The following is an 18219-nucleotide window of genomic DNA, read 5'->3' as shown; positions in this document are numbered from 1 at the left end:
TGCTAGGCTGTGACGCAGATCGTATTAAGTTCTTCTTGTTTCTGGGATTCGTACCGATAGCATCGATCGCGGCGCAAGTAGAGAAAAGCGGCGGCTTTGAATTTTATTTCAAAACCGCCGCAATGCCTTAGCGCATATTCTTATTCCGTCGTACAAGAAATGGTTTACATCATCCATAAGATGTGCAGGATCTCTCTTAAGATGAACTGTTTCCGGGTTAATCCCCGCAGATTTTAATTTAGATTTGGCTTGTTGCAGCTGTTCCAAACTCGCTTTCTCCATTTCGGTATCGGGCTATTTCAATGGGCATCGAGGAGTTTGTTCGTTATTTCAGCTTTATCAATGGTCACCATAATTTTGTCAAAAATATTTATCATCCTTTCCGTGGCAGCTCGTAACTATATCGGCTACCTACAAAACGGTTTTTTGCTGCTCCTATACCGACTAAAAAGAGCAAGACCGCAGCGCCAAGCAGAATGAAAAGTGGCAGGTTCCAACTATTTGTCGCATCATGCAGATATCCTATAAGAGCAGGACCGACTGCGGCAAAAAGATATCCAATCGATTGCGCCATGCCAGACAGTTTCGCTGCTTGATGCGCATTTTCAGTACGTAACCCGAAAAACATCATGGACAAACTAAAGGCGAAGCCTCCACCAATTCCGAGCATGATGATCCACAACAGAATCATATTGGAGCTTCCGTAAAGAAGTCCAATTGTTCCCGTCAAAAGCAAAATGGTTGTAATGACCACTAGCAACCGTTGGCTAGACATGCGCCCAGCAATAACGGGGACAATAAAGGCAAATGGAAGCATAACTAACTGCATGATCGAGAGGTACCATCCTGATTGGTTTGGATCAATTCCTTGTTGCTTTAAAATTTCAGGCAACCATGCGATCAGCACATAGAATACCATGGACTGTATACCCATAAACAAGGTTACTTGCCAGGCAATGAGGGATTGCCAAACATTTACATCGTTGCTGGCCATTTGTTGACTCGTCGTGGTTGTTTGCTTCGTTTGATTTCTTAATTGGGGTAACCAACAGAGGATCGATACAAAGCTTAGAATCCCCCAAATTCCCAATGCTCCCTGCCATTTTAGACCTGCATTCACAGCTAGAGGCACACTGATTCCCGATGCGATTGCTCCACATAAACTCATTGAAATGGAGTAAACACCTGTCATGGAGCCAATTTTATTTGGGAAATCCCTTTTGATTATACTTGGCAATAATACATTACATACGGCAATTGCAAATCCAAGAATTGCTGTCCCAATAAACAGATTAGCTGCGCCAGATAAAGAACGTATTACAATACCTACAGTCAGAAAGAGTAAGGCGATCATTATGATTCGTTCAACCCCATACCTTTGTCCTAATTTTGGTACTAGAGGCGATAATAAAGCAAATGCAAGCAAGGGTACCGTTGTGATCAGGCCTGCTAATGTATTTGAAATATGAACGTCATCCCTTATTTGACTCACTAAAGGACTGACTGATGTTAAGGGAGTACGTAAATTAGCTGCAATAACAATAATGCCGAGAATGATCAGCCCTATAGAGGATGGTACGGCTTTATTTTTTTGTTTGTTCGGCATTCTTAATTTCTCCTTCCTGAAGTCTTACGTATTATTTGCTTCCTGCTGATTGAAAAAAATCGATACATCCGCGCGAATAAATAAAGTATATTATAGTATATAATTATTATCAATAAGCACTTTATAATATACTTTCGTTCATCTAAAAACAAAAATACAACTCTGAAATTCCCGTCATGGAATTCAGAGTTGTATTTAATAAGTGGAATTTTCGACTTTAGAAATCGTACTTTAAGGATATATGGAGCACTGTTTCGCTATCCGTATGATTGGTATAAGAATGAGGACAATCTGCACGAAAACTGATCGTATCATATTGATTCAAAGTGTAAATCTCTCCATTGACTTGAATTTCAATGGAACCAGTCATGACTGTCGCAATTTCAGTTGTATTCACATGATGACCTTCAGGCTGATACGAGCTATTTGGCTGTAAGTAAGCCCGACACATTTCAATATCGTTACTTTTAAAGACTGGTTCAATGATCCAATTTTTTTGATCATTAGAAAACCGCAGTCCTTCACCTGCTCGATACAAACTAGCAGAGTCTTCTGATTTGAACAAAGCCAATAGCGGTAAAGATATACCTTTTGAAATTTTCCATATCATCGCCAAAGTTGGATTTGTCTCGCCACGTTCGATATTCCCCAGAGTAAGTTTGCTTACGCCCGTTAATTCCGATAAGTCGTCTAAGCTCATGCTTTTTTCTTTTCTGTACTTTTTCAAAGCACCGCCGATTTGTAATACAATTTGTTTTGATTCATCGATTTCATCCATTGATATTCTCCTCAACAAAACAGTTATAGCTAGTATATTATTTATCTAGATTCTTTTCCATATGAGTAGTATTTGATGGTGGACTACACTCCTATGAAAAAATTCATCTAACCGTCCGGTAAACGAGGCCTATGGCTCCGGAATCAAATGTCTTGTTTTCGATAAGTTTAAGATTGATCTTCTCCTTGAGACCTTGGAATAACGGCAACCCGCTGCCGATCAGGACGGGAGAAACCGTAATTTTATACTCATCTATTAAATCAAGCTGCATAAGGTAGTGTGCGAACCTGGGACTGCCGAGGATGACTATATCCTTGCCTGGCTGCTGTTTGAGGTTCTTGATCTCTTCCTCGACATCTTCTTTCACCAGTCTGGAATTGTTCCATTCGACTTTCTCCAGCGTTGTGGAAAAAACGATTTTGGATGTCTTTTCGATCCACTCTGCATGATTCCGTTCATGCTGCGAAGCTGATGGGTTCGAAGGCACAGATGGCCAGTAATTGTGCATCATCTGATATGTCCCACGTCCCCAAATGACAGTGTCGGCAGTACTCAGAATTTCTTTCGCGTGTTTCTCCAATTCAGCATTGTAGGAAACCCAGCCAATATCCATTTCACCGTTCGGCCCTTCTACAAAACTGTCAAGCGATGCGTGCAGAAATAAAACGAGTTTTCTCATGTTCGTTTCTCCTCCGATTTCGAATTTATTTTGTTCGATTTTTTTGGCCGTAAGCCTGCGTTTCATCCTGCTGTTATGTACATAATAAATCATTACGTTACGTAAGATTCAAGTGGAAATCCGACGCAGCAAATCATCTTTTGACTTTATGTTCATTCTTTCGAATTACTCAAGTAAATTTTAAATTGACTAAACGCTCTTCCAATATCATTCGCAGCTCATCGGGAATCCGATCAAACACGACCCCTTTTCCCAAAAACAAAAGCCAATCCGCATAATACGCGAGCATCTCAACATGGGTCACATCCAGCTGAACATTGAATATCCCGCTCGACTGAAACATCCCAGTAAAGGACAAAGTAATCCCCGGCGGGTGCATACGCTTAAAGCGTTGAATCCCAGTCGCATCAAGCTTCACAACAAGATTGGACTCACGTGCACGATGCCGTTTTTTGCTTAAAATCTCTTGCTCAGTCCACTTCATCTCCTGCTCAGAAATTGCCGAATCCCGCAGCATCACAACAGGCAAATATCGAAACTCATCCGTGTCGAAATCATAAACCTCCACTAGCCACTGAGCGTTCGAGTTAAAAATATGCAGCAGATAAACGTCCAACAACTGTGGCCATCCAAGACTCTCTTCAAAAGTCACGCGTAAATGCTTATCCCGGACTGCAAGAGAAATCAACTGGTTCAACTCTGCAGGCGCAGCATCATCGAGCTCCAACAGGTTCGGATTGGCAGGATTTGTATTTTCGAAAAGTAAAATATGATTCAGCTCGATCAGCTCGTCTTGCTGGGTTTGCGAAGCGATGCCAATAAGTTTTTCGGTGATTGAGCGTCGGTTTTGCAAATAAGGCAACTGCGAATTTTTCGAGGCGATAAAGCTGATAAATATCGCCTTCAGCTCATCGGGCGTGAATCGGGCGGCGGGCAGATAATGATTTTGCAAGACATGGTAGCCTCCACCCCGCCCAAGCTCTGTCGTCAACGGAAAACCCATAGTCTGAATCTCGTTAATGTCGCGGATCGCCGTCGCGCGGGATATGTTGAACTCTCGTTGAATCTCGGCAATCGTAAAATGCGCACGGTTATTGATGTAGCGCATAATTAGGTTCACTCGTTCTGTTTTCTTCATGATTTTATTGTATCAAAAGTGAAGAAATAGTATCAACTTTTGATACATTCAGCAAATAGAATCAAGCTTGTAAAGAATAATTTCTCAAAGGAGAGAACAAAATGTCTAACTACTCCATCAAAACAATTTCGGAAAACTACAAAATGACAGCTTTCGGTGTTACATTCGATGACTTCAACGACTGGGCTGGCAATGCAGCAAAAACCGCGGCGAAAAAAGCCGAAATCACTGAAAACGGCAAACTTGCTGAACTTCTCGCGCTGGCTGACGGGCAAGAATATCAATTCAACTACGTTATCGACGGCAAGCCTTGGCGAGGTTTCGGCGTGATGGGTGAATTCGACGTGGAAGCCGCTGTCGTCATCGACTTCCACGCTGGCGACTACCTTGTCGTGCCAGGCGCAGGCACTGACAAGGACCGCCTTGCTGACGAAATCACAGGCAAAGTTTTCGGCGGCATGTTGCAAGAAATCACAGACTACAAATACGTTGGACCCGGTAATTCAACATTCGTCAAACCAGCTGAAAACGGTGAATTCTATGGCGAAATGTGGCTTCGTGTTAAAAAAATCGAAAGCTAATCCCGGTCGAATTCTATAGAGCTCGATGAAAGGAGTACTCAAATGGCAGATTACACCCTTGAATACAAAAAATCATTCACATTGACTGCATATGGTTTCTCAATCCGGTCGAATTTTCAAGATATGACGGCTTTGCAAAATGAAAAAGCTGAGTTTTGGGGCAGGCTCAAAGCTGACGGACGGTTCGCCAAGCTCAAAGACGTCGCAAAAGACGATCGTGAATGGTCAGTCAACGAGGTATATCAAGGAAAACCGTGGAATTATTTCGCTGTAGAAACTGGTAAATCAGTATCTGACGCCACGCGCATCATCGAGTTTCCAGAGAGCGAATACATCGTGATTTCAGGAAATGGCGATAAGGAAACTTTGTTTGATCAGTTGACTTACCGTGCTTTTAGTGAAGTCTTGTCCCAAATCACCGATTATGCGTATATCGGCGGTCCAAACGCGACTTATCGCAAAGATAACGGTGACGGCACTTTCTACGGCGAATTTTGGGTGCCTGTGGCTAAAAAATAAGGGGTTTTTCCTCCGCCAATCGGTATATATTCTTGCATAATTTTGTGTCAAGGATATATACCGATAAAATAAAATAACCGTTCAATAGATCCAGTTTTTTGCTCCAGAAGCATCATCCGAATCATCAGATAGCCTCGTAATACTTTCAAGATCCTGCCAAGTGACGTTTCGATATTTCCGTTTCTTAAGTACCGACAGCGTTCCATTCAGCTCGAGTATCGCGAACTCGACCTGCTCGAGTTCGAAAATTCCCTCCCCTCTTAGGCTTTGCATTAATGCTTCCTTTGAGTATTTGTACTTCTTCATCTCCTCCTGTAACAGTACTCCTTCCTTAATAATCACAGTCGGTTTTCCAGAAATAGCGGTGTCGGCCTTCTTGCTGTATAACGATATTCTCATCAGCACATACCCGATTACACTGATGACGAACATGCTCAAAATGAAATTCATCAAACTGATCTTGAGATTGAATGCCATATTTCCGCCGATCGTCCCGATCATCATCGCAAGCACGAACAAATGGTACGAGCTTTGCGAAATCAGGCGCATGCCGATCAACCTCGTGTATAACCATAGCCATAAATAGGCAAGGATCGTTCTTAATATAATCTCTAGGGATTCGTTCAAGTTGTAATTAGGGCTCCTTCGTTTTTCTTGTTGTGAGCTGAAGATTTATAAAAATTCCACGTTTTACCACTATTATTTGTATGGAGATGTTGTTTTATCCACGGGCCAGGCGACTTTGCCATATTTATCGGCTCCTCTAACTTCTATAAAACAAAAACTCCGCGCAGTGCGCGGAGTCTAATCAATGTATGTTCTTGTCCTTCTAAACCTTCGCCGCTTCGCGATTGAAATACTAAATTGTTTTTCTCAACCTTCCAAGTTGCTTCGTAAAAAGACCATTCGTTAGGTCTTTAAGTCATTTTTGTACATTTCTAATTTCAATACGTAGATGCTCGATTCGAGGTTATAAATACCGAGTATATCAGGCGTAACATCAAATGAATCCATGTCATCCACGATATCAGTCCGTCCACCAGACGCCAAAAGAACCCCCCAATTCGCATGAGACTTACCATCGGCAGTGATATTAACGTCGCTCATATCGGCGGCTAATACGGTAACACTTGCACCGGGATAACAGACAAAAACACTGTATTCCCAGGGATTACCTCCGTCATCATTCATGCTTTCGGTTCGAGCTTCGTAGACATTTGTTACTTCAAGTTTAAGTCCGCCATAATTATAAGTTTTAGTTTCTCCGTTTTGTGTCGGACTTGGTATCTGAGAAGGTCTTTGAGGTAACGTTGAAGTCGGTGTTGAACTCGAGTCAGTGCTGCTGTTCATAGTTTCAGTAGGTACATTGTTGTTATTGCAGCCGACTAGAAACATCAACATAGTGATTGTCATGAGTATTTCCAAAGCACGTAGCATTTGATTGGAATTGTACATTATAGATTTTTCCTTCCCCAAACGATGGTAATTTGATGATTCTTATCAGCATAATTTTTCCTTCCACTATTTAAAACGTAAATATTTGGAGATTGTTGCGTTATCCTGTCAGTTCCACAAGCTCAGACTTTGAAAGTTTCATATACCGCCTTCTAACGCGTTCTATATCTCGGTCTTCCTTTTAACGGTCCAGTGTACTTTTCGGACATGCCCATTCCCCCGCCTCTTCGCGAAATCGTCAATTGGCCTGCTCTCTCTATTTGGACTGGCTGTGCCGAATGAACGCTAAGCCTCGAACTGATTTCATTCTAACCAGGCAAAGCATCATGCCCCCGCAGACTTACTGACTTACTGCTGGGGCATTGTTTTTGGCTCAAACTAATATTATTAATCGATAACATAATCTATGGTGAGCCACGAACTGCCGGAGGAGGAGAGTCATAATGCCGAGAATGGTTTACATGATGACCAATAGGGAGACTTCCAATGAAGTCATTGCTTTTTACCGGGACACGAACGGTATGCTTACCTTTATGGGTTCATATCCGACGTATGGGAAAGGTACGGGTACAAGGAAAGTTTCAGATGTAACAGCAAACGACGGCATCGATCCACTGGTGTCACAAGGCTCCTTAACTTTGTCCCGTGATGCCCGTCGCTTATTTGCTGTTAATGCAGGCAGCAATAGTATCAGTAGTTTTACCGTTGCCGATAGCGGAGGACTGGTTCTAGCCGATGTGAAGCCATCGGGAGGTGTTCTGCCAAACAGCGTAGATATATTCGGTAACCTTCTATATGTTTCAAATGTAGGTAATGCCGCCAGTCAATCCGCATCCAATATCGCTGGTTTTCGCGTAGAAGATAACGGACGTCTTATACCTATTCCAGGAGCCGTCCACTACCTAAGTACGATCAGTGCTCAGCCGGCGCAGGTTTTATTCACTCCTAATGGCAGTAAGATCGTCGTATCCGAGTTTACTACAGACCGTCTCAGTATTTTCCATGTTAATAAAAATGGTAATGTTACAGGACCAATCATTAATGATTCTAATGGTACAAGGCCGTTAGGTTGTTACTTCCTATCCTCGGGAATCCTTTTAGTTACGGAGGTCGCTTCTAGCGCGCTGTCATCATACTCAATGAGCGAAAACGGCATTCTGAATGTGATCAGTGGCTCTGTACCGAACGGCCAGAAGACAGCATGTTGGGTTACGACTACGAGGAATGATCGGTTTGCATATACCTCTAATACCTTAAGCGGCACAATATCCACCTACAATATAGATAACAGCGGACAGCTAACGGTACTTGGGCATATTACGAGCACACCAGTTGGAGTATCTACAGGTATACCCATAGATGCTGGAGTCAGTAAAGATGGTCTCAATTTGTATATCCTAAACGGCAATCAAGGCACCGTCTCAGTATTTAAAATCAAGGATGATGGTGGTTTAGTCAATTTACAGGTTGCTGCTTCGGCCCACTATCCGTATTTCGGATCACAAGGTTTAGCTGTTCTTTGATTCTAATCATCCACCACGGGGATCTCTTAATCTTCATGCTCGAGCATGTGGCAATGCCAAGCAATTAAGTTTTCTGGGAACATTTTTTAGGCATCCGAATAAGTTAACAACAAATTCTAACGGAGATAACGATTATGTTACCTATACCCGAGAAACTCATCCATTATTGCGGGAGGTTATTTTCTAAATGTATAGCGGGTTGAACGGATATCATAGTCAACATCCCTTTATTTCTCCGATGTTAGATAAAATTTTGGAGCAGTGGACTGGGGAACCCAAAAAAAACAGTTTATTTGTTAATCAACAAATATGGTTTACCGAATGACGCAAGCTGGACAAAAATTACTTGGTATAATAACGCTCCTTGGAAACGAACAGTTGTTCATCTTCATACAGTACCTCATAACACTCCGACCCCTCATCTTGATTATTTAGCACAAACCATTGATTATAAAGTACCGTTTCAATTTTTTGATGACTTAGCAAAGTTTGATGGTAGTTTATACCCAGACCGAACTGCTGGTGAAGCTACGGCTAAATGTGATCAAGAAGCGGCAAATTTTATGGCTTTGAACTTGATGAACGACATCATTACTGGCAAGAGAACCGTAGAAGATGCACGCCATGCTGCAGTTGAAATTGAAAAAGCTTTTCGACTAAAAGGACTATCGACATCTTACACAACAGGATTCCTATTCCAAAAACAATTTCATACTGCTGATCCCGATGTCGCCTATTTCTAACCCTGCCCCCCCCCTTTATTACTCATCACTCCGCCTCCGGCTTGAACCAGCCTATATAAGACCGCCGGACGGTGTAATATTGATCTATGAAGACACAAGCCATGAGACAGTAGTTCGCTCTTTCCAGGTAACGAAGATCCAACCATCTGATTTTGATTCCGTCAGGATGGGTTATTTTCTGAACCGCCAAATACGGACTGAAATTCTTCAATATCTTTACAGCATCCGTTTGCTCCGAGCACTTGATGTAGTGGTCGCCAGCACTGCCTAAGTTGATCGGAGACTGCCAAATGATGTTCCCGTAATGCCAAACTCCTGCTTGAACGGCATCATGTCGAACAAGTACAATCGACCAGTTAAATAGGGAAAATGTCGGAAAAATCAGTACCTGACTCGACGAATGCGTTGATTCCAACTGTTTTTTGATCCTTGTCCTGTAATAAAACCGAATTCCAATGTATGCTACGCTTCCTGCATAAAGCAAAGTAAAAGGAAAACCGGTTTCCAACCCTTGATACAACCAGATTAAAGCGTATACGGCATGAGCCGACCACAGAACGGGATCGAACAACGGTAACACATGATATCCCTTCCTATCCGTTCGAAATGGGTAGGCGATCTGTGTGCCGTAACTATTCAACAGGTCAAGCGCAATGTGAAAAAGATATCCCGCGGATACCGAAAGCCATAATAAAAGAAAAGGGGTATTTATCCAACATACGCTCAGCAAACCGGTTACGAGCAGACTCCATAAAGGAAAAAGATAAATCGAATGGCTTGCTCCTCTGTGGTATCGCAAATAGAGTTCCGGCTTAAGCCTTGTTATCACATCCAAATCCGGCGCCAGTGATCCGACGATGCATGATACCATGATAGGCAACATGAATTCATGATGATTTGAAATTTCCGGAATTCCGGTTAAAAGCCCGGCTAATGTACTTCCTATCGTTAAATGACTGATGCTGTCCAATTCTCCACCTCCGGCAATACGATTTTGATTTCGTACATCATATTAGCGAAGAGTTCTTAGTGTATGGACACCTTTGCTTAATGGATCTTGCCGCATGATTCAACGCATCCAGGGTGCCGTTCTTAACATTCAGCCAAGTACTCAAAACAAAGAGCCGCCCATTAGGCAGCTCCTTAGAACTCTTACCAAAATTCATGGATCAAATTCCACATCCGTCTACGATCGCAAGGATTCCCAGGATCTACACGGCAATTCATCAGCCACTGGGCTGCGTTCTCTCTTTGTTCGGGTGTGACCGGCACCCCCATACAATCGGATAACTGATCAATCATGCTGCAGCACTTACCGTAGTCTCTTAAATCTTCAAGTCGATGGGATCTAAGAATTCCGCAAACACGGTTGAAATGCCGAGGGTGCATGAATTTGTACCTGAACGTTCTCATTAATTGCGGGTCAAGATAAGCCATAATTCTTCCAATTTCTCCTTTCGTACAGATCGTTTTTCTCACCATTAGAAGCTTTTTTGGGGTTAGTGGCGGGATAGTTTAGCATATGAGATCGTTCAGAAAGGGTACAGGGCTAATTTCTCGTAAAAGTGAATTGGGTTATACTCAATAGCCTTTGTATTTCGTCCAATAATGACTCAAGGTGAGCAAGGGCCAAATATGGGGATAACTGTGATAATGAATATAGAAATGCCCGGGCAGCCCGGCACCGGTTGGGTACGATGATCGTTTGCTTTCCTGACTGTTCCATTCCATTAAGTTGGCCAGTCCTTTATTGATCTCTTCAGTTGGCTGATCATGGACGGCAATGAGGGTATCGAGTGCCCAGGCCGTGTGAACCACCGTAGAATATTGAGCAGGAATATAATTTTTGTGTATATCGCTCTTGCAAGACTCGCCCCACCCACCGTCCAATTGCCTGATCTTTAACAGCCAGTCAATCGCATGTTGAATGGTCGGATGATCGGCAGACATTCCAACTGCTCTCAACCCGGTGACAGCGGCCCATGTACCATAGATGAAAGAAATTCCCCACCGGCCATACCATGATCCATCGTTTTTTTGATTTTTGATAAGCCAATATACACTGTCTTGAACCCCGGGATGAGTCATTGTCATCTTTAAGTGACTGCCCAAAAATTCAAGGGTACGACCTGTTACATCTGCTGCAGAAGGATCTACAGCCGTATCGGCAAAGTTCTGTATACAGAATTGGCGAGTCATGGATGGGACGCTGTTCTTTTCAAAGGCTGCCCAGCCCCCATCGTCATTTTGCATTCCTAACAACCAGTTAATTCCTGTTCTCAATGCCTCCCGATAGTCGATTTGGTGGTCAGCAAACCGCGTAAGCGCCCGCAAAACGGCCTGCGTATCATCCACATCCGGATTTGCGGTGCTGCTTTCAGAAAATCCCCATCCTCCTGAGAGGCGATTAAGAGTGTTCCTTCCCTCCTCCCTCAGTTCCCCTTGCTGAAGAGCGAGTAAATATTGAGCAGCATTCTGAATCGCCGGATCTTCTGTCGTTAATCCCGCTTCCTGTAAAGAATGGCAGATCAGCGCCGTGTCCCATACCGTAGAAGGAGAGTTCTGAATATGGGCCTCGTTGTTTATTTGGTATCCAAAAGAGGTTAACCCCTGAATGGCATGCTGAATAACAGGAGAATCATGTTGGTAGCCGAGAGACAGAAGAGCATAAATCATGAAGAAGGTGGCGCTCGCATAACTGCCGAGAGTGCCGTCCTGTTCTATATTTTGAAGCATGTAGCGCTCCGCTTTCTTAATTGCTGCCTTAGAGATAGGATTAGTTGGCCGGCTTTTCTGTAACCAACGACCCTTTCTATCCAGTCTCCTGTGTTTACGAGTTACAAATAAATGAGTAATGTCCGGTGCAGATGGCTTCCTAAGCGAGAATTTCATGTGGCAAAGAATCAATATGGGGGCAAAATGAGTGCGAACATAGGAACTCCATCTGTAAAAGCTAAAGGGGATAAACTTAGGCAAATGCAATAAAAATAGCGGAATCGGATAAAAGGCCGGCCATGGATAGAGATGATTTAAAGCCAGCATGAACTTGGTAGAAATATGAGCATTCTCGACTCCGCCGTTACGAAGGATAAAGGCTTCCGCCAATTGCATATGGCGGTCATGTCGATCCGAATAACCAGAAAGCAGCAGCCCTGTATAAGCCTCGATCGTAGAAGAGAGATGACCTTCGTCATCGTCGAACTGCTTCCATGCTCCATTCGCTGCCTGTTTGTTCAGCAAGCGCTGACCCAGCAATGGAATAAGCTCTTTGTGTGGGCTGTTAAGGGTGCTTAAGAGAATCATCATATAGGCGTCTGTTACTGGTCCTGCTTCAAAACAATACCTCCAAGAACCGTCCGCATGTTGTTCCGTCCTCAGTCGACTGATGCATCGTTCAATTTCTGCTTGTACTTCCTCCAGTATTTGCATATTTTACACCCCGAAACAGGCGGTTCACACCTTATTTGGCTCATACTATGTACGGTGTGATACTTTGGTAGAGGTTTTCACCCTATCAGACAGAATTTCAATCATTTGCCTATATGAGCATTTGCTGTTGGGGAGAATCTATATTGAAATAAAAATAATGTAAATATGCGAATTAATGATTGGGATTTCGATGGTGAAAAAATCAGGTATTCAGGCAAAAAAAATCGACGATCATAAACATCGGCGAATTAGGATATATTTTCAAATGATGCAAGGGGCCAGTTACAGGGAGGAGTTTCTTTTTAAAAATAAATTAGATGGGATCCATGAAATGCTGAGCGGACTGAAGAATATGCCGAAGTGTACAGAAGATTGAAGAAAACACCTTCCGACTTTTTTGAAACATTGTTCATTCCTTCATTTATGAAGAAGTTCACAGTCTTCACATCATTTAAGGAAATGTTAGACGCCGGGGGATTTGAAGTCAACTGTCAGGAAGACTTTCAAAACATCCCCAACGACTTGTTTAACGAACACATAGCAAATCATACTTTCTTCGACGACTGGCAAGAGATGTTGGACACGGCCAAACAGGAGTATGTCGCCCGAAACTTAATTTCTAGGTATTAGGTTTGCAACTGCGCCCCTAGCATCTATCCCACCCAAACTCTACTTCCTACTTAGTGCATCCATTGCCTTCTGAAAAAATTCAGCTAGTACGTATCGATTGCCGCATTCCAGTAATCGACGCCAGCCGCTTTATCTATCCGTTCTTGGGTAATAGGAATACCCAGGATGTTTGACTATATATGATTTTTCCTTTCGCAATGCGTTCATTAATTCCGGTCCTACACTAAGGTTACTCTGTACGATTTGATGAGGTGTAAGCGCCATCCACTGAATAAGCGAAACATCTTCAAAGCGGTCACTCTTAAATATCTCCATAACCCAAAGGCTTGTATCACCGGTATTCTGAATATAGTGACCGTTTGCTAACGGTACATATCCTACATCCCCAGCTCGATAATCGAAAGTACGAGCAGTGCCATTGGGTGCAAATACCGTCATACGCGCCGTACCTGAGATATAATATTGCCACTCATCATTTTTGGGATGCCAGTGCATTTCTCTCATCGCGCCAGGTTTGATTTCCAACAACGATGCGGCAATTTGAGTGGAAATCGGAAAGTTGGAAGAATCGACTATACGCACAGTCCCGCCCGGAGTTACAATCGGCTTTTGTGCGAGCAGTCGATGTGTAAAGGATAATGGTATCGTACCTTGCGGGTCTGCTACCTGCTGACTTTCGATTGGACCGGGCACGGTTCCCTGATAGATGTATAGCTGATGATTCGGGATATGAGAAAAAGAGCTTGTTGGAACACCGAAATTCGCCGATAGTACATCCTTTGGCGTATGTGCGAACCAATCTGAGATAGATAAAGTATTGAGGTCAGAAAACTTACCGTCAGGGAAGACGAGCAAAAACTCGCTACCTTCTTCCAACCCTTGAATAGAATGCGGAATTCCGGGAGGGAAGTACCACAAGTCGCCTACACCTACGTCGGCAATATAGTTCCTACCGTTCTGGTCAACTGAAGTAATGCGCGCTCGCCCCACAAGCATGATAGCCCATTCCGCTTGCTGATGCCAGTGTAACTCACGCACGCCACCCGGAGTTAAAGCCATATTCACCCCGGCAATCGTGGTTGCTATCGGCAGCTCTCTAATCGTCACTTCCCGCGACCAACCGCCATGATTTAACTGCATATGAGCGTCGGAGAAAGAGAACTTCATATTGGGCAACGAACCAGCATCGGTGGCAGGCGAAACTAGCATGTCAGGGTTCTCAATGTCTCGTATAACGTCCCGTGGTCCCAAATCGTACCAACCAGCACCATCATTCCTTATCGGCTGCGGTATATTTCCATTCCGTGTTTCATTTTCCATAATAATTTACACCCCTCGCTCGAAACACTTCATATATCATTACTGGGTAAGTGCCCAATATAAGTTATGAATGGAATTAGGATTTGGAGATATGTCCACCTTTTTTATGCTGCCAACAAACTTGCAGATTGCGCCGATTCGCAGTGAAACTGAACCAAATAATGAAACTAGCTGTCAGAAAATGATACTTGAATTTCAACATTACAGATTAAAAACTTGGCACAGAAAAAAGACGCCTTCGTTTCATCTTGAAACGAAAGCGTGTATCTTCAATCTGAGACTAAGCGTAACAATCGCATTAGCCTATATCATACTTGTGTACCGAACTTACGATTGGGTATAGGCCAAAGCCTTGTCTACTAGTTCGTTCAGTTACTTGGAAATTGAATTCATGCCCCTTAACATACGAAAGCTCTTGAGCGCATCACGCTTCAAGTACATGAGGATGGCCACAAAGATCAAGACAACAAATGGCACCATGGCTTCCCCAACGAGGCCTGCTACGAGGTTCGTCACAGTCGCACCGATCAAGATGACTAGCATGACAGCGATCGAAACAACTGCCGCCTTCTGACTGCGGTAGCCGGCGAGAAGAACCAGCGCTGCCAGCGCTTCGAAAGCACCGACGGTGTAGATCAAAGCGGCCGGCGTTCCCAGATTGTCGGTGAACATCTCCTTGATTTGATCGGCGCTAGAGAAGATTTTAGTAGCACCAGCAAACAGAAAATCCAGCACTAATAATCCTTGCAGAATGCGTGATACCCATTTCATTGATTAAGATCTCCTTTGATTGAGGGGTTGATGTCAATGCCAATTTCATCACATCAAAAGTAGTTTTTTATAAGGTACATCAATTGGGACAATCTGTATTGTACGAATCGGAATACTCATGGAATTCCAGATCTAATATGTGTAAAGACCATGAGGATAATTATGGGATATAAAAAAAGCCCCCGCCAATCTTAATAAGAATGACGGAGGTAGTTGTTTAGATGAAATCCCGGCAGCCTCTTCAAAAGAAGAAAAATGGAAAAAATGGATCAAAAAACTCAAAACGTTCAAATGGTTCAAAACGTTCGAATCGGTCGAATCGGTCGAAACGATTGAATCCAAACGGGGAAAAGGCTTTAGTACGCACAGGTTTTGATGGTTTACGCATTTTAGTGCTTATACGGACATTCTTTCGATTACGATTTTTTTTCGGAACTGCCATAGGGACACCTCCTTCCTACTACTTCCAGGTTCATGCATTGTGATTGATATCATACGGTCAGTTTATGCAAGGATAAGCGTAAGAGCAGTGCATTTATACCTATCGATCCATAATCCGCATTTGTAATAGATTTAACAGCCCTGGGACATCTCTCCTCGTCATATTACAAAAAAAAAGCCCAATGGAATCGGCGATCTACCGGTTCGCTTGGGCTTTTCGGAGCTATGTTCGGTTTCTGGTTTAGAAATTACCATTTTCATTCTTATCTTTTTTATCTTTCTTGTTTTTCTTATCTTTCTTGTCCTTCTTGTCTTTCTTATCTTTGTCTTTCTTATCTTTTTTATCTTGCTTATCTTTTTTATCTTTGTCTTTCTTATCTTTCTTATCTTTTTTATCTTGCTTATCGTTCTTATCTTTCTTGCCTATCGTGGGCTGCTTAAACTCTGATACCGGAACACCCTTTAAGGCCAATGACATCATCTCTTTGAAGATTAAAGCCGGATATTGACCACCTGATGTCGTTAAATAATGCTTACTGTCCGTATTGTCGTAGCCAAGCCAAACCGCCCCTACCAATTCCGGCGTATAACCGACAAACCAAACGTCTTTGGCACCGCCGGTAATCCCTGCGAACTGTTTGTTCTGCGGAAGCTGCGTCGTACCCGTCTTGCCCGCCACCGGACGATTCATTGCCGCGTTCTTTCCTGTTCCTTCTCGGACAACGTCGCGCAACAGTTCAGTCATTGCATGTGCATTCTCCGGTGACATAACGGTAACCGATTGATGCTCGGCTTCAGCTAGCACTCGTCCATCTGTCGTCGTGATTTTGGTAATCGTATGAGCCGGAAACTCAACCCCTAGATTAGGAAAGACACTGTAGCCTTGCGCCATCTGAAGAGGAGATACCCCTTGGGACAGTCCGCCCAGCGCCAAACTCAGATTATTATCTTCTGCACCAAGCGGAATGCCGAGCTTCTCAACAAACGATTTTCCGGTTTTCAGTCCAATTTCGTTCAATAACCAGACCGCAGGAATATTCCTCGACTGGATAACCGCATCTCGAAGCGATACCTGCCCCAAAGTTCGGTGATCCGAATTTTTAGGCTTATAGCCATTAATGTCTAGTGGACCATCATACAGCATCGATTTTGCATCATATCCCATTTCCAGTGCAGGTGCGTAGACCATCAGCGGTTTGAATGCCGAACCGGGTTGTCTCATAAGTTGTGTGGCGTGATTGAAACCACGAAAAACATGTTCTCCCCGTTGCCCTACGATCCCGCGAACGCCTCCTGTAGACGGGTCTAGGATGACTGCTCCGCTCTGAACGAGCTGATCGGGCGCACTTACAGGGAACAGAGAGTCATTGCGGTACGTTTCTTCCATCGCACTCTGAACGACGGGATCCAGCTCTGTGTAGATGAGAAGATTTCCTGCTAACAACTGGCGTTCAGTAAATCCATATAATTCAATGGCTTCATCGATCACTTCATCTGTATATGAAGCATATTGACCTAGCAAATAATTAGTCTGATCCGAAGGAGCTTCCTTAAGTACTTTAACGGGCTCAACTATCGCTTGGTTATACTCTTCATTCGATATGAAACCATCATCTCGCATTAAACTGAGTACAAGATCCCTCCGCTCCAACGCGAGTTCCTTATTCTTAAGCGGAGAATAACGACTGGGAGCTTTCGGTAATGCGGCTAATAAGGCGGATTCGGACAACGTCAAGTCCTTCGTGTCTTTGCCGAAATACCGCTTAGCGGCTCTCTGTATCCCCCATTGACCTTCACCGAAGTAAATTTGATTCAAATACATTTCGAGAATCTGGTCTTTATTATAAGAAGATTCGATTTTGAGGGCATAGGCCGCTTCCGTCAGCTTGCGCGAGAACGTTTTATCACCGGTCAAAAATACGTTTTTGGCGAGTTGTTGGGTTATCGTGCTACCGCCCTGCGCTGCGCCGCCTTCCTTCAAATTGCGGAACGCAGCTCGAATAATGCCTAAAACGTCCACTCCGGTATGATCGAAATATCGCTTATCTTCGACCGCGACGATCGCTTGCTGCATATGTAACGGAATTTGGTCGAGCGATACGGATTCGATTTTGACGGAAACCATCTGGGAGCTGGGCTCACCATTCTTATCTAGCAATTGAGTTGGCGCTAATATTGGAACAACCAACTTTTCAATATCAAGTGAATGTATCCAATAGGCTCCTATAGCCGCCAGCGACACAAACCCGAGAAGGATTCCGATGATCAAAATCCGAAACCGCATCAATAATTTATAGAACCCAGAGCGACCAGACATTGTCGAGTCTCTACGAATGTTTTCTTGTTCTTTGACTAAATTCTGCTCTTTCATATCAGACTCCTTATGCGGTAAACCGTATCATTAAACCCAAATTAGATAGCTGTTAGGTATATAATAATGGGAAAAATTCTACTTGAAGTCAAATGAAGATTCTACCAAATGGACGATCATCTTCAACGTTGAAGAGCACGTCGAATAAATAAAGCGCCTGCCTGTTACCTACAAAATGAAAACCCGCGATTTACGCGGGTCTTTATCGCTACCTATCATGCCGGTTGACTCGTTA

16 protein-coding genes are annotated in these 18219 nt (G+C 43.4%); 4 read left to right on the top strand and 12 right to left on the bottom strand.

Going from position 1 to position 18219, the window contains the following annotated elements; genetic code table 11:
- Positions 1-373: 373 nt before the first annotated feature.
- The 4 genes from FPZ45_RS06800 to FPZ45_RS06785 all read right to left on the bottom strand — a co-directional run bounded on the left by FPZ45_RS06800 (position 374) and on the right by FPZ45_RS06785 (position 4201).
- The gene (locus tag FPZ45_RS06800; RefSeq protein ID WP_144699743.1) at positions 374-1606 is read right to left on the bottom strand and encodes a CynX/NimT family MFS transporter; all 1233 of its coding nucleotides are present in this window, start codon (positions 1604-1606) and stop codon (positions 374-376) included.
- A 217-nt stretch (positions 1607-1823) separates the two neighbouring features.
- Positions 1824-2384 (bottom strand): helix-turn-helix domain-containing protein, encoded by a 561-nt coding sequence (locus FPZ45_RS06795; protein ID WP_144699741.1) that lies wholly within the window; start codon positions 2382-2384, stop codon positions 1824-1826.
- Between the two features lie 103 nt (positions 2385-2487).
- A complete protein-coding gene (locus tag FPZ45_RS06790; protein ID WP_144699739.1) occupies positions 2488-3063 on the bottom strand; it encodes a dihydrofolate reductase family protein in 576 nt (191 codons plus the stop codon).
- A 169-nt stretch (positions 3064-3232) separates the two neighbouring features.
- Positions 3233-4201, bottom strand: coding sequence for a helix-turn-helix transcriptional regulator (locus tag FPZ45_RS06785; protein WP_281284885.1), 969 nt, complete (start codon positions 4199-4201; stop codon positions 3233-3235).
- A 101-nt stretch (positions 4202-4302) separates the two neighbouring features.
- Between FPZ45_RS06785 and FPZ45_RS06780 the strand changes: the two genes are divergently transcribed.
- Both FPZ45_RS06780 and FPZ45_RS06775 read left to right on the top strand, forming a co-directional pair.
- Entirely contained in the window at positions 4303-4782 is a 480-nt protein-coding gene (locus FPZ45_RS06780) for a hypothetical protein (protein ID WP_144699735.1), read from the top strand.
- A gap of 42 nt (positions 4783-4824) precedes the next feature.
- Complete coding sequence (locus FPZ45_RS06775) at positions 4825-5301, top strand: GyrI-like domain-containing protein (RefSeq protein WP_144699733.1); 477 nt, start codon at positions 4825-4827, stop codon at positions 5299-5301.
- 81 nt (positions 5302-5382) lie between these two features.
- Here the strand turns inward: FPZ45_RS06775 and FPZ45_RS06770 are convergent, their stop codons facing one another.
- Together FPZ45_RS06770 and FPZ45_RS06765 are read right to left on the bottom strand one after the other, a co-directional pair.
- The gene (locus FPZ45_RS06770; RefSeq protein WP_144699731.1) at positions 5383-5928 is read right to left on the bottom strand and encodes a DUF421 domain-containing protein; all 546 of its coding nucleotides are present in this window, start codon (positions 5926-5928) and stop codon (positions 5383-5385) included.
- Positions 5929-6210: 282 nt separating this feature from the next.
- Positions 6211-6756: a hypothetical protein gene (locus FPZ45_RS06765; protein WP_144699729.1), complete on the bottom strand. Its 546-nt coding sequence runs from the start codon at positions 6754-6756 to the stop codon at positions 6211-6213.
- Positions 6757-7199: 443 nt separating this feature from the next.
- Between FPZ45_RS06765 and FPZ45_RS06760 the strand changes: the two genes are divergently transcribed.
- Both FPZ45_RS06760 and FPZ45_RS06755 read left to right on the top strand, forming a co-directional pair.
- On the top strand, positions 7200-8279 hold the full coding sequence (locus tag FPZ45_RS06760) for a lactonase family protein (protein ID WP_144699728.1): 1080 nt from the start codon (positions 7200-7202) through the stop codon (positions 8277-8279).
- Positions 8280-8572: 293 nt separating this feature from the next.
- Complete coding sequence (locus tag FPZ45_RS06755) at positions 8573-9022, top strand: hypothetical protein (protein WP_246120346.1); 450 nt, start codon at positions 8573-8575, stop codon at positions 9020-9022.
- A gap of 25 nt (positions 9023-9047) precedes the next feature.
- Here FPZ45_RS06755 and FPZ45_RS06750 read toward each other — a convergent pair whose 3' ends face one another.
- The 6 genes from FPZ45_RS06750 to FPZ45_RS06725 all read right to left on the bottom strand — a co-directional run bounded on the left by FPZ45_RS06750 (position 9048) and on the right by FPZ45_RS06725 (position 17984).
- The gene (locus FPZ45_RS06750) at positions 9048-9992 is read right to left on the bottom strand and encodes a metal-dependent hydrolase (RefSeq protein WP_186438263.1); all 945 of its coding nucleotides are present in this window, start codon (positions 9990-9992) and stop codon (positions 9048-9050) included.
- A gap of 611 nt (positions 9993-10603) precedes the next feature.
- Positions 10604-12451 (bottom strand): terpene cyclase/mutase family protein, encoded by a 1848-nt coding sequence (locus FPZ45_RS06745; RefSeq protein ID WP_144699724.1) that lies wholly within the window; start codon positions 12449-12451, stop codon positions 10604-10606.
- Between the two features lie 759 nt (positions 12452-13210).
- Positions 13211-14401: an oxalate decarboxylase family bicupin gene (locus FPZ45_RS06740; protein ID WP_144699722.1), complete on the bottom strand. Its 1191-nt coding sequence runs from the start codon at positions 14399-14401 to the stop codon at positions 13211-13213.
- Between the two features lie 372 nt (positions 14402-14773).
- Positions 14774-15172: a DoxX family protein gene (locus FPZ45_RS06735; protein WP_144699720.1), complete on the bottom strand. Its 399-nt coding sequence runs from the start codon at positions 15170-15172 to the stop codon at positions 14774-14776.
- A 241-nt stretch (positions 15173-15413) separates the two neighbouring features.
- Positions 15414-15614, bottom strand: coding sequence for a hypothetical protein (locus tag FPZ45_RS06730; RefSeq protein ID WP_144699718.1), 201 nt, complete (start codon positions 15612-15614; stop codon positions 15414-15416).
- 240 nt (positions 15615-15854) lie between these two features.
- Positions 15855-17984 carry a transglycosylase domain-containing protein gene (locus FPZ45_RS06725; protein WP_144699716.1) on the bottom strand — a complete coding sequence of 710 codons (2130 nt, stop codon included), beginning with the start codon at positions 17982-17984 and terminating at the stop codon, positions 15855-15857.
- Positions 17985-18219: the final 235 nt, after the last annotated feature.

Origin of the sequence: Cohnella terricola (assembly GCF_007786475.1) — a bacterium.
GTDB lineage: Bacteria > Bacillota > Bacilli > Paenibacillales > Paenibacillaceae > Cohnella > Cohnella terricola.
Note: the sequence above shows the minus strand (reverse complement) of the source record. Positions and strands in the feature narration are given on the sequence as shown.

What these genes read in the sequence shown, in the direction of transcription:
- FPZ45_RS06800 (WP_144699743.1), bottom strand. Translation starts at nt 1,606, where the DNA reads ATGCCGAACAAACAAAAAAATAAAGCCGTACCATCCTCTATAGGGCTG.
- FPZ45_RS06795 (WP_144699741.1), bottom strand. Translation starts at nt 2,384, where the DNA reads ATGGATGAAATCGATGAATCAAAACAAATTGTATTACAAATCGGCGGT.
- FPZ45_RS06790 (WP_144699739.1), bottom strand. Translation starts at nt 3,063, where the DNA reads ATGAGAAAACTCGTTTTATTTCTGCACGCATCGCTTGACAGTTTTGTA.
- FPZ45_RS06785 (WP_281284885.1), bottom strand. Translation starts at nt 4,201, where the DNA reads ATGAAGAAAACAGAACGAGTGAACCTAATTATGCGCTACATCAATAAC.
- FPZ45_RS06780 (WP_144699735.1), top strand. Translation starts at nt 4,303, where the DNA reads ATGTCTAACTACTCCATCAAAACAATTTCGGAAAACTACAAAATGACA.
- FPZ45_RS06775 (WP_144699733.1), top strand. Translation starts at nt 4,825, where the DNA reads ATGGCAGATTACACCCTTGAATACAAAAAATCATTCACATTGACTGCA.
- FPZ45_RS06765 (WP_144699729.1), bottom strand. Translation starts at nt 6,756, where the DNA reads ATGTACAATTCCAATCAAATGCTACGTGCTTTGGAAATACTCATGACA.
- FPZ45_RS06760 (WP_144699728.1), top strand. Translation starts at nt 7,200, where the DNA reads ATGCCGAGAATGGTTTACATGATGACCAATAGGGAGACTTCCAATGAA.
- FPZ45_RS06745 (WP_144699724.1), bottom strand. Translation starts at nt 12,451, where the DNA reads ATGCAAATACTGGAGGAAGTACAAGCAGAAATTGAACGATGCATCAGT.
- FPZ45_RS06740 (WP_144699722.1), bottom strand. Translation starts at nt 14,401, where the DNA reads ATGGAAAATGAAACACGGAATGGAAATATACCGCAGCCGATAAGGAAT.
- FPZ45_RS06735 (WP_144699720.1), bottom strand. Translation starts at nt 15,172, where the DNA reads ATGAAATGGGTATCACGCATTCTGCAAGGATTATTAGTGCTGGATTTT.
- FPZ45_RS06730 (WP_144699718.1), bottom strand. Translation starts at nt 15,614, where the DNA reads ATGGCAGTTCCGAAAAAAAATCGTAATCGAAAGAATGTCCGTATAAGC.
- FPZ45_RS06725 (WP_144699716.1), bottom strand. Translation starts at nt 17,984, where the DNA reads ATGAAAGAGCAGAATTTAGTCAAAGAACAAGAAAACATTCGTAGAGAC.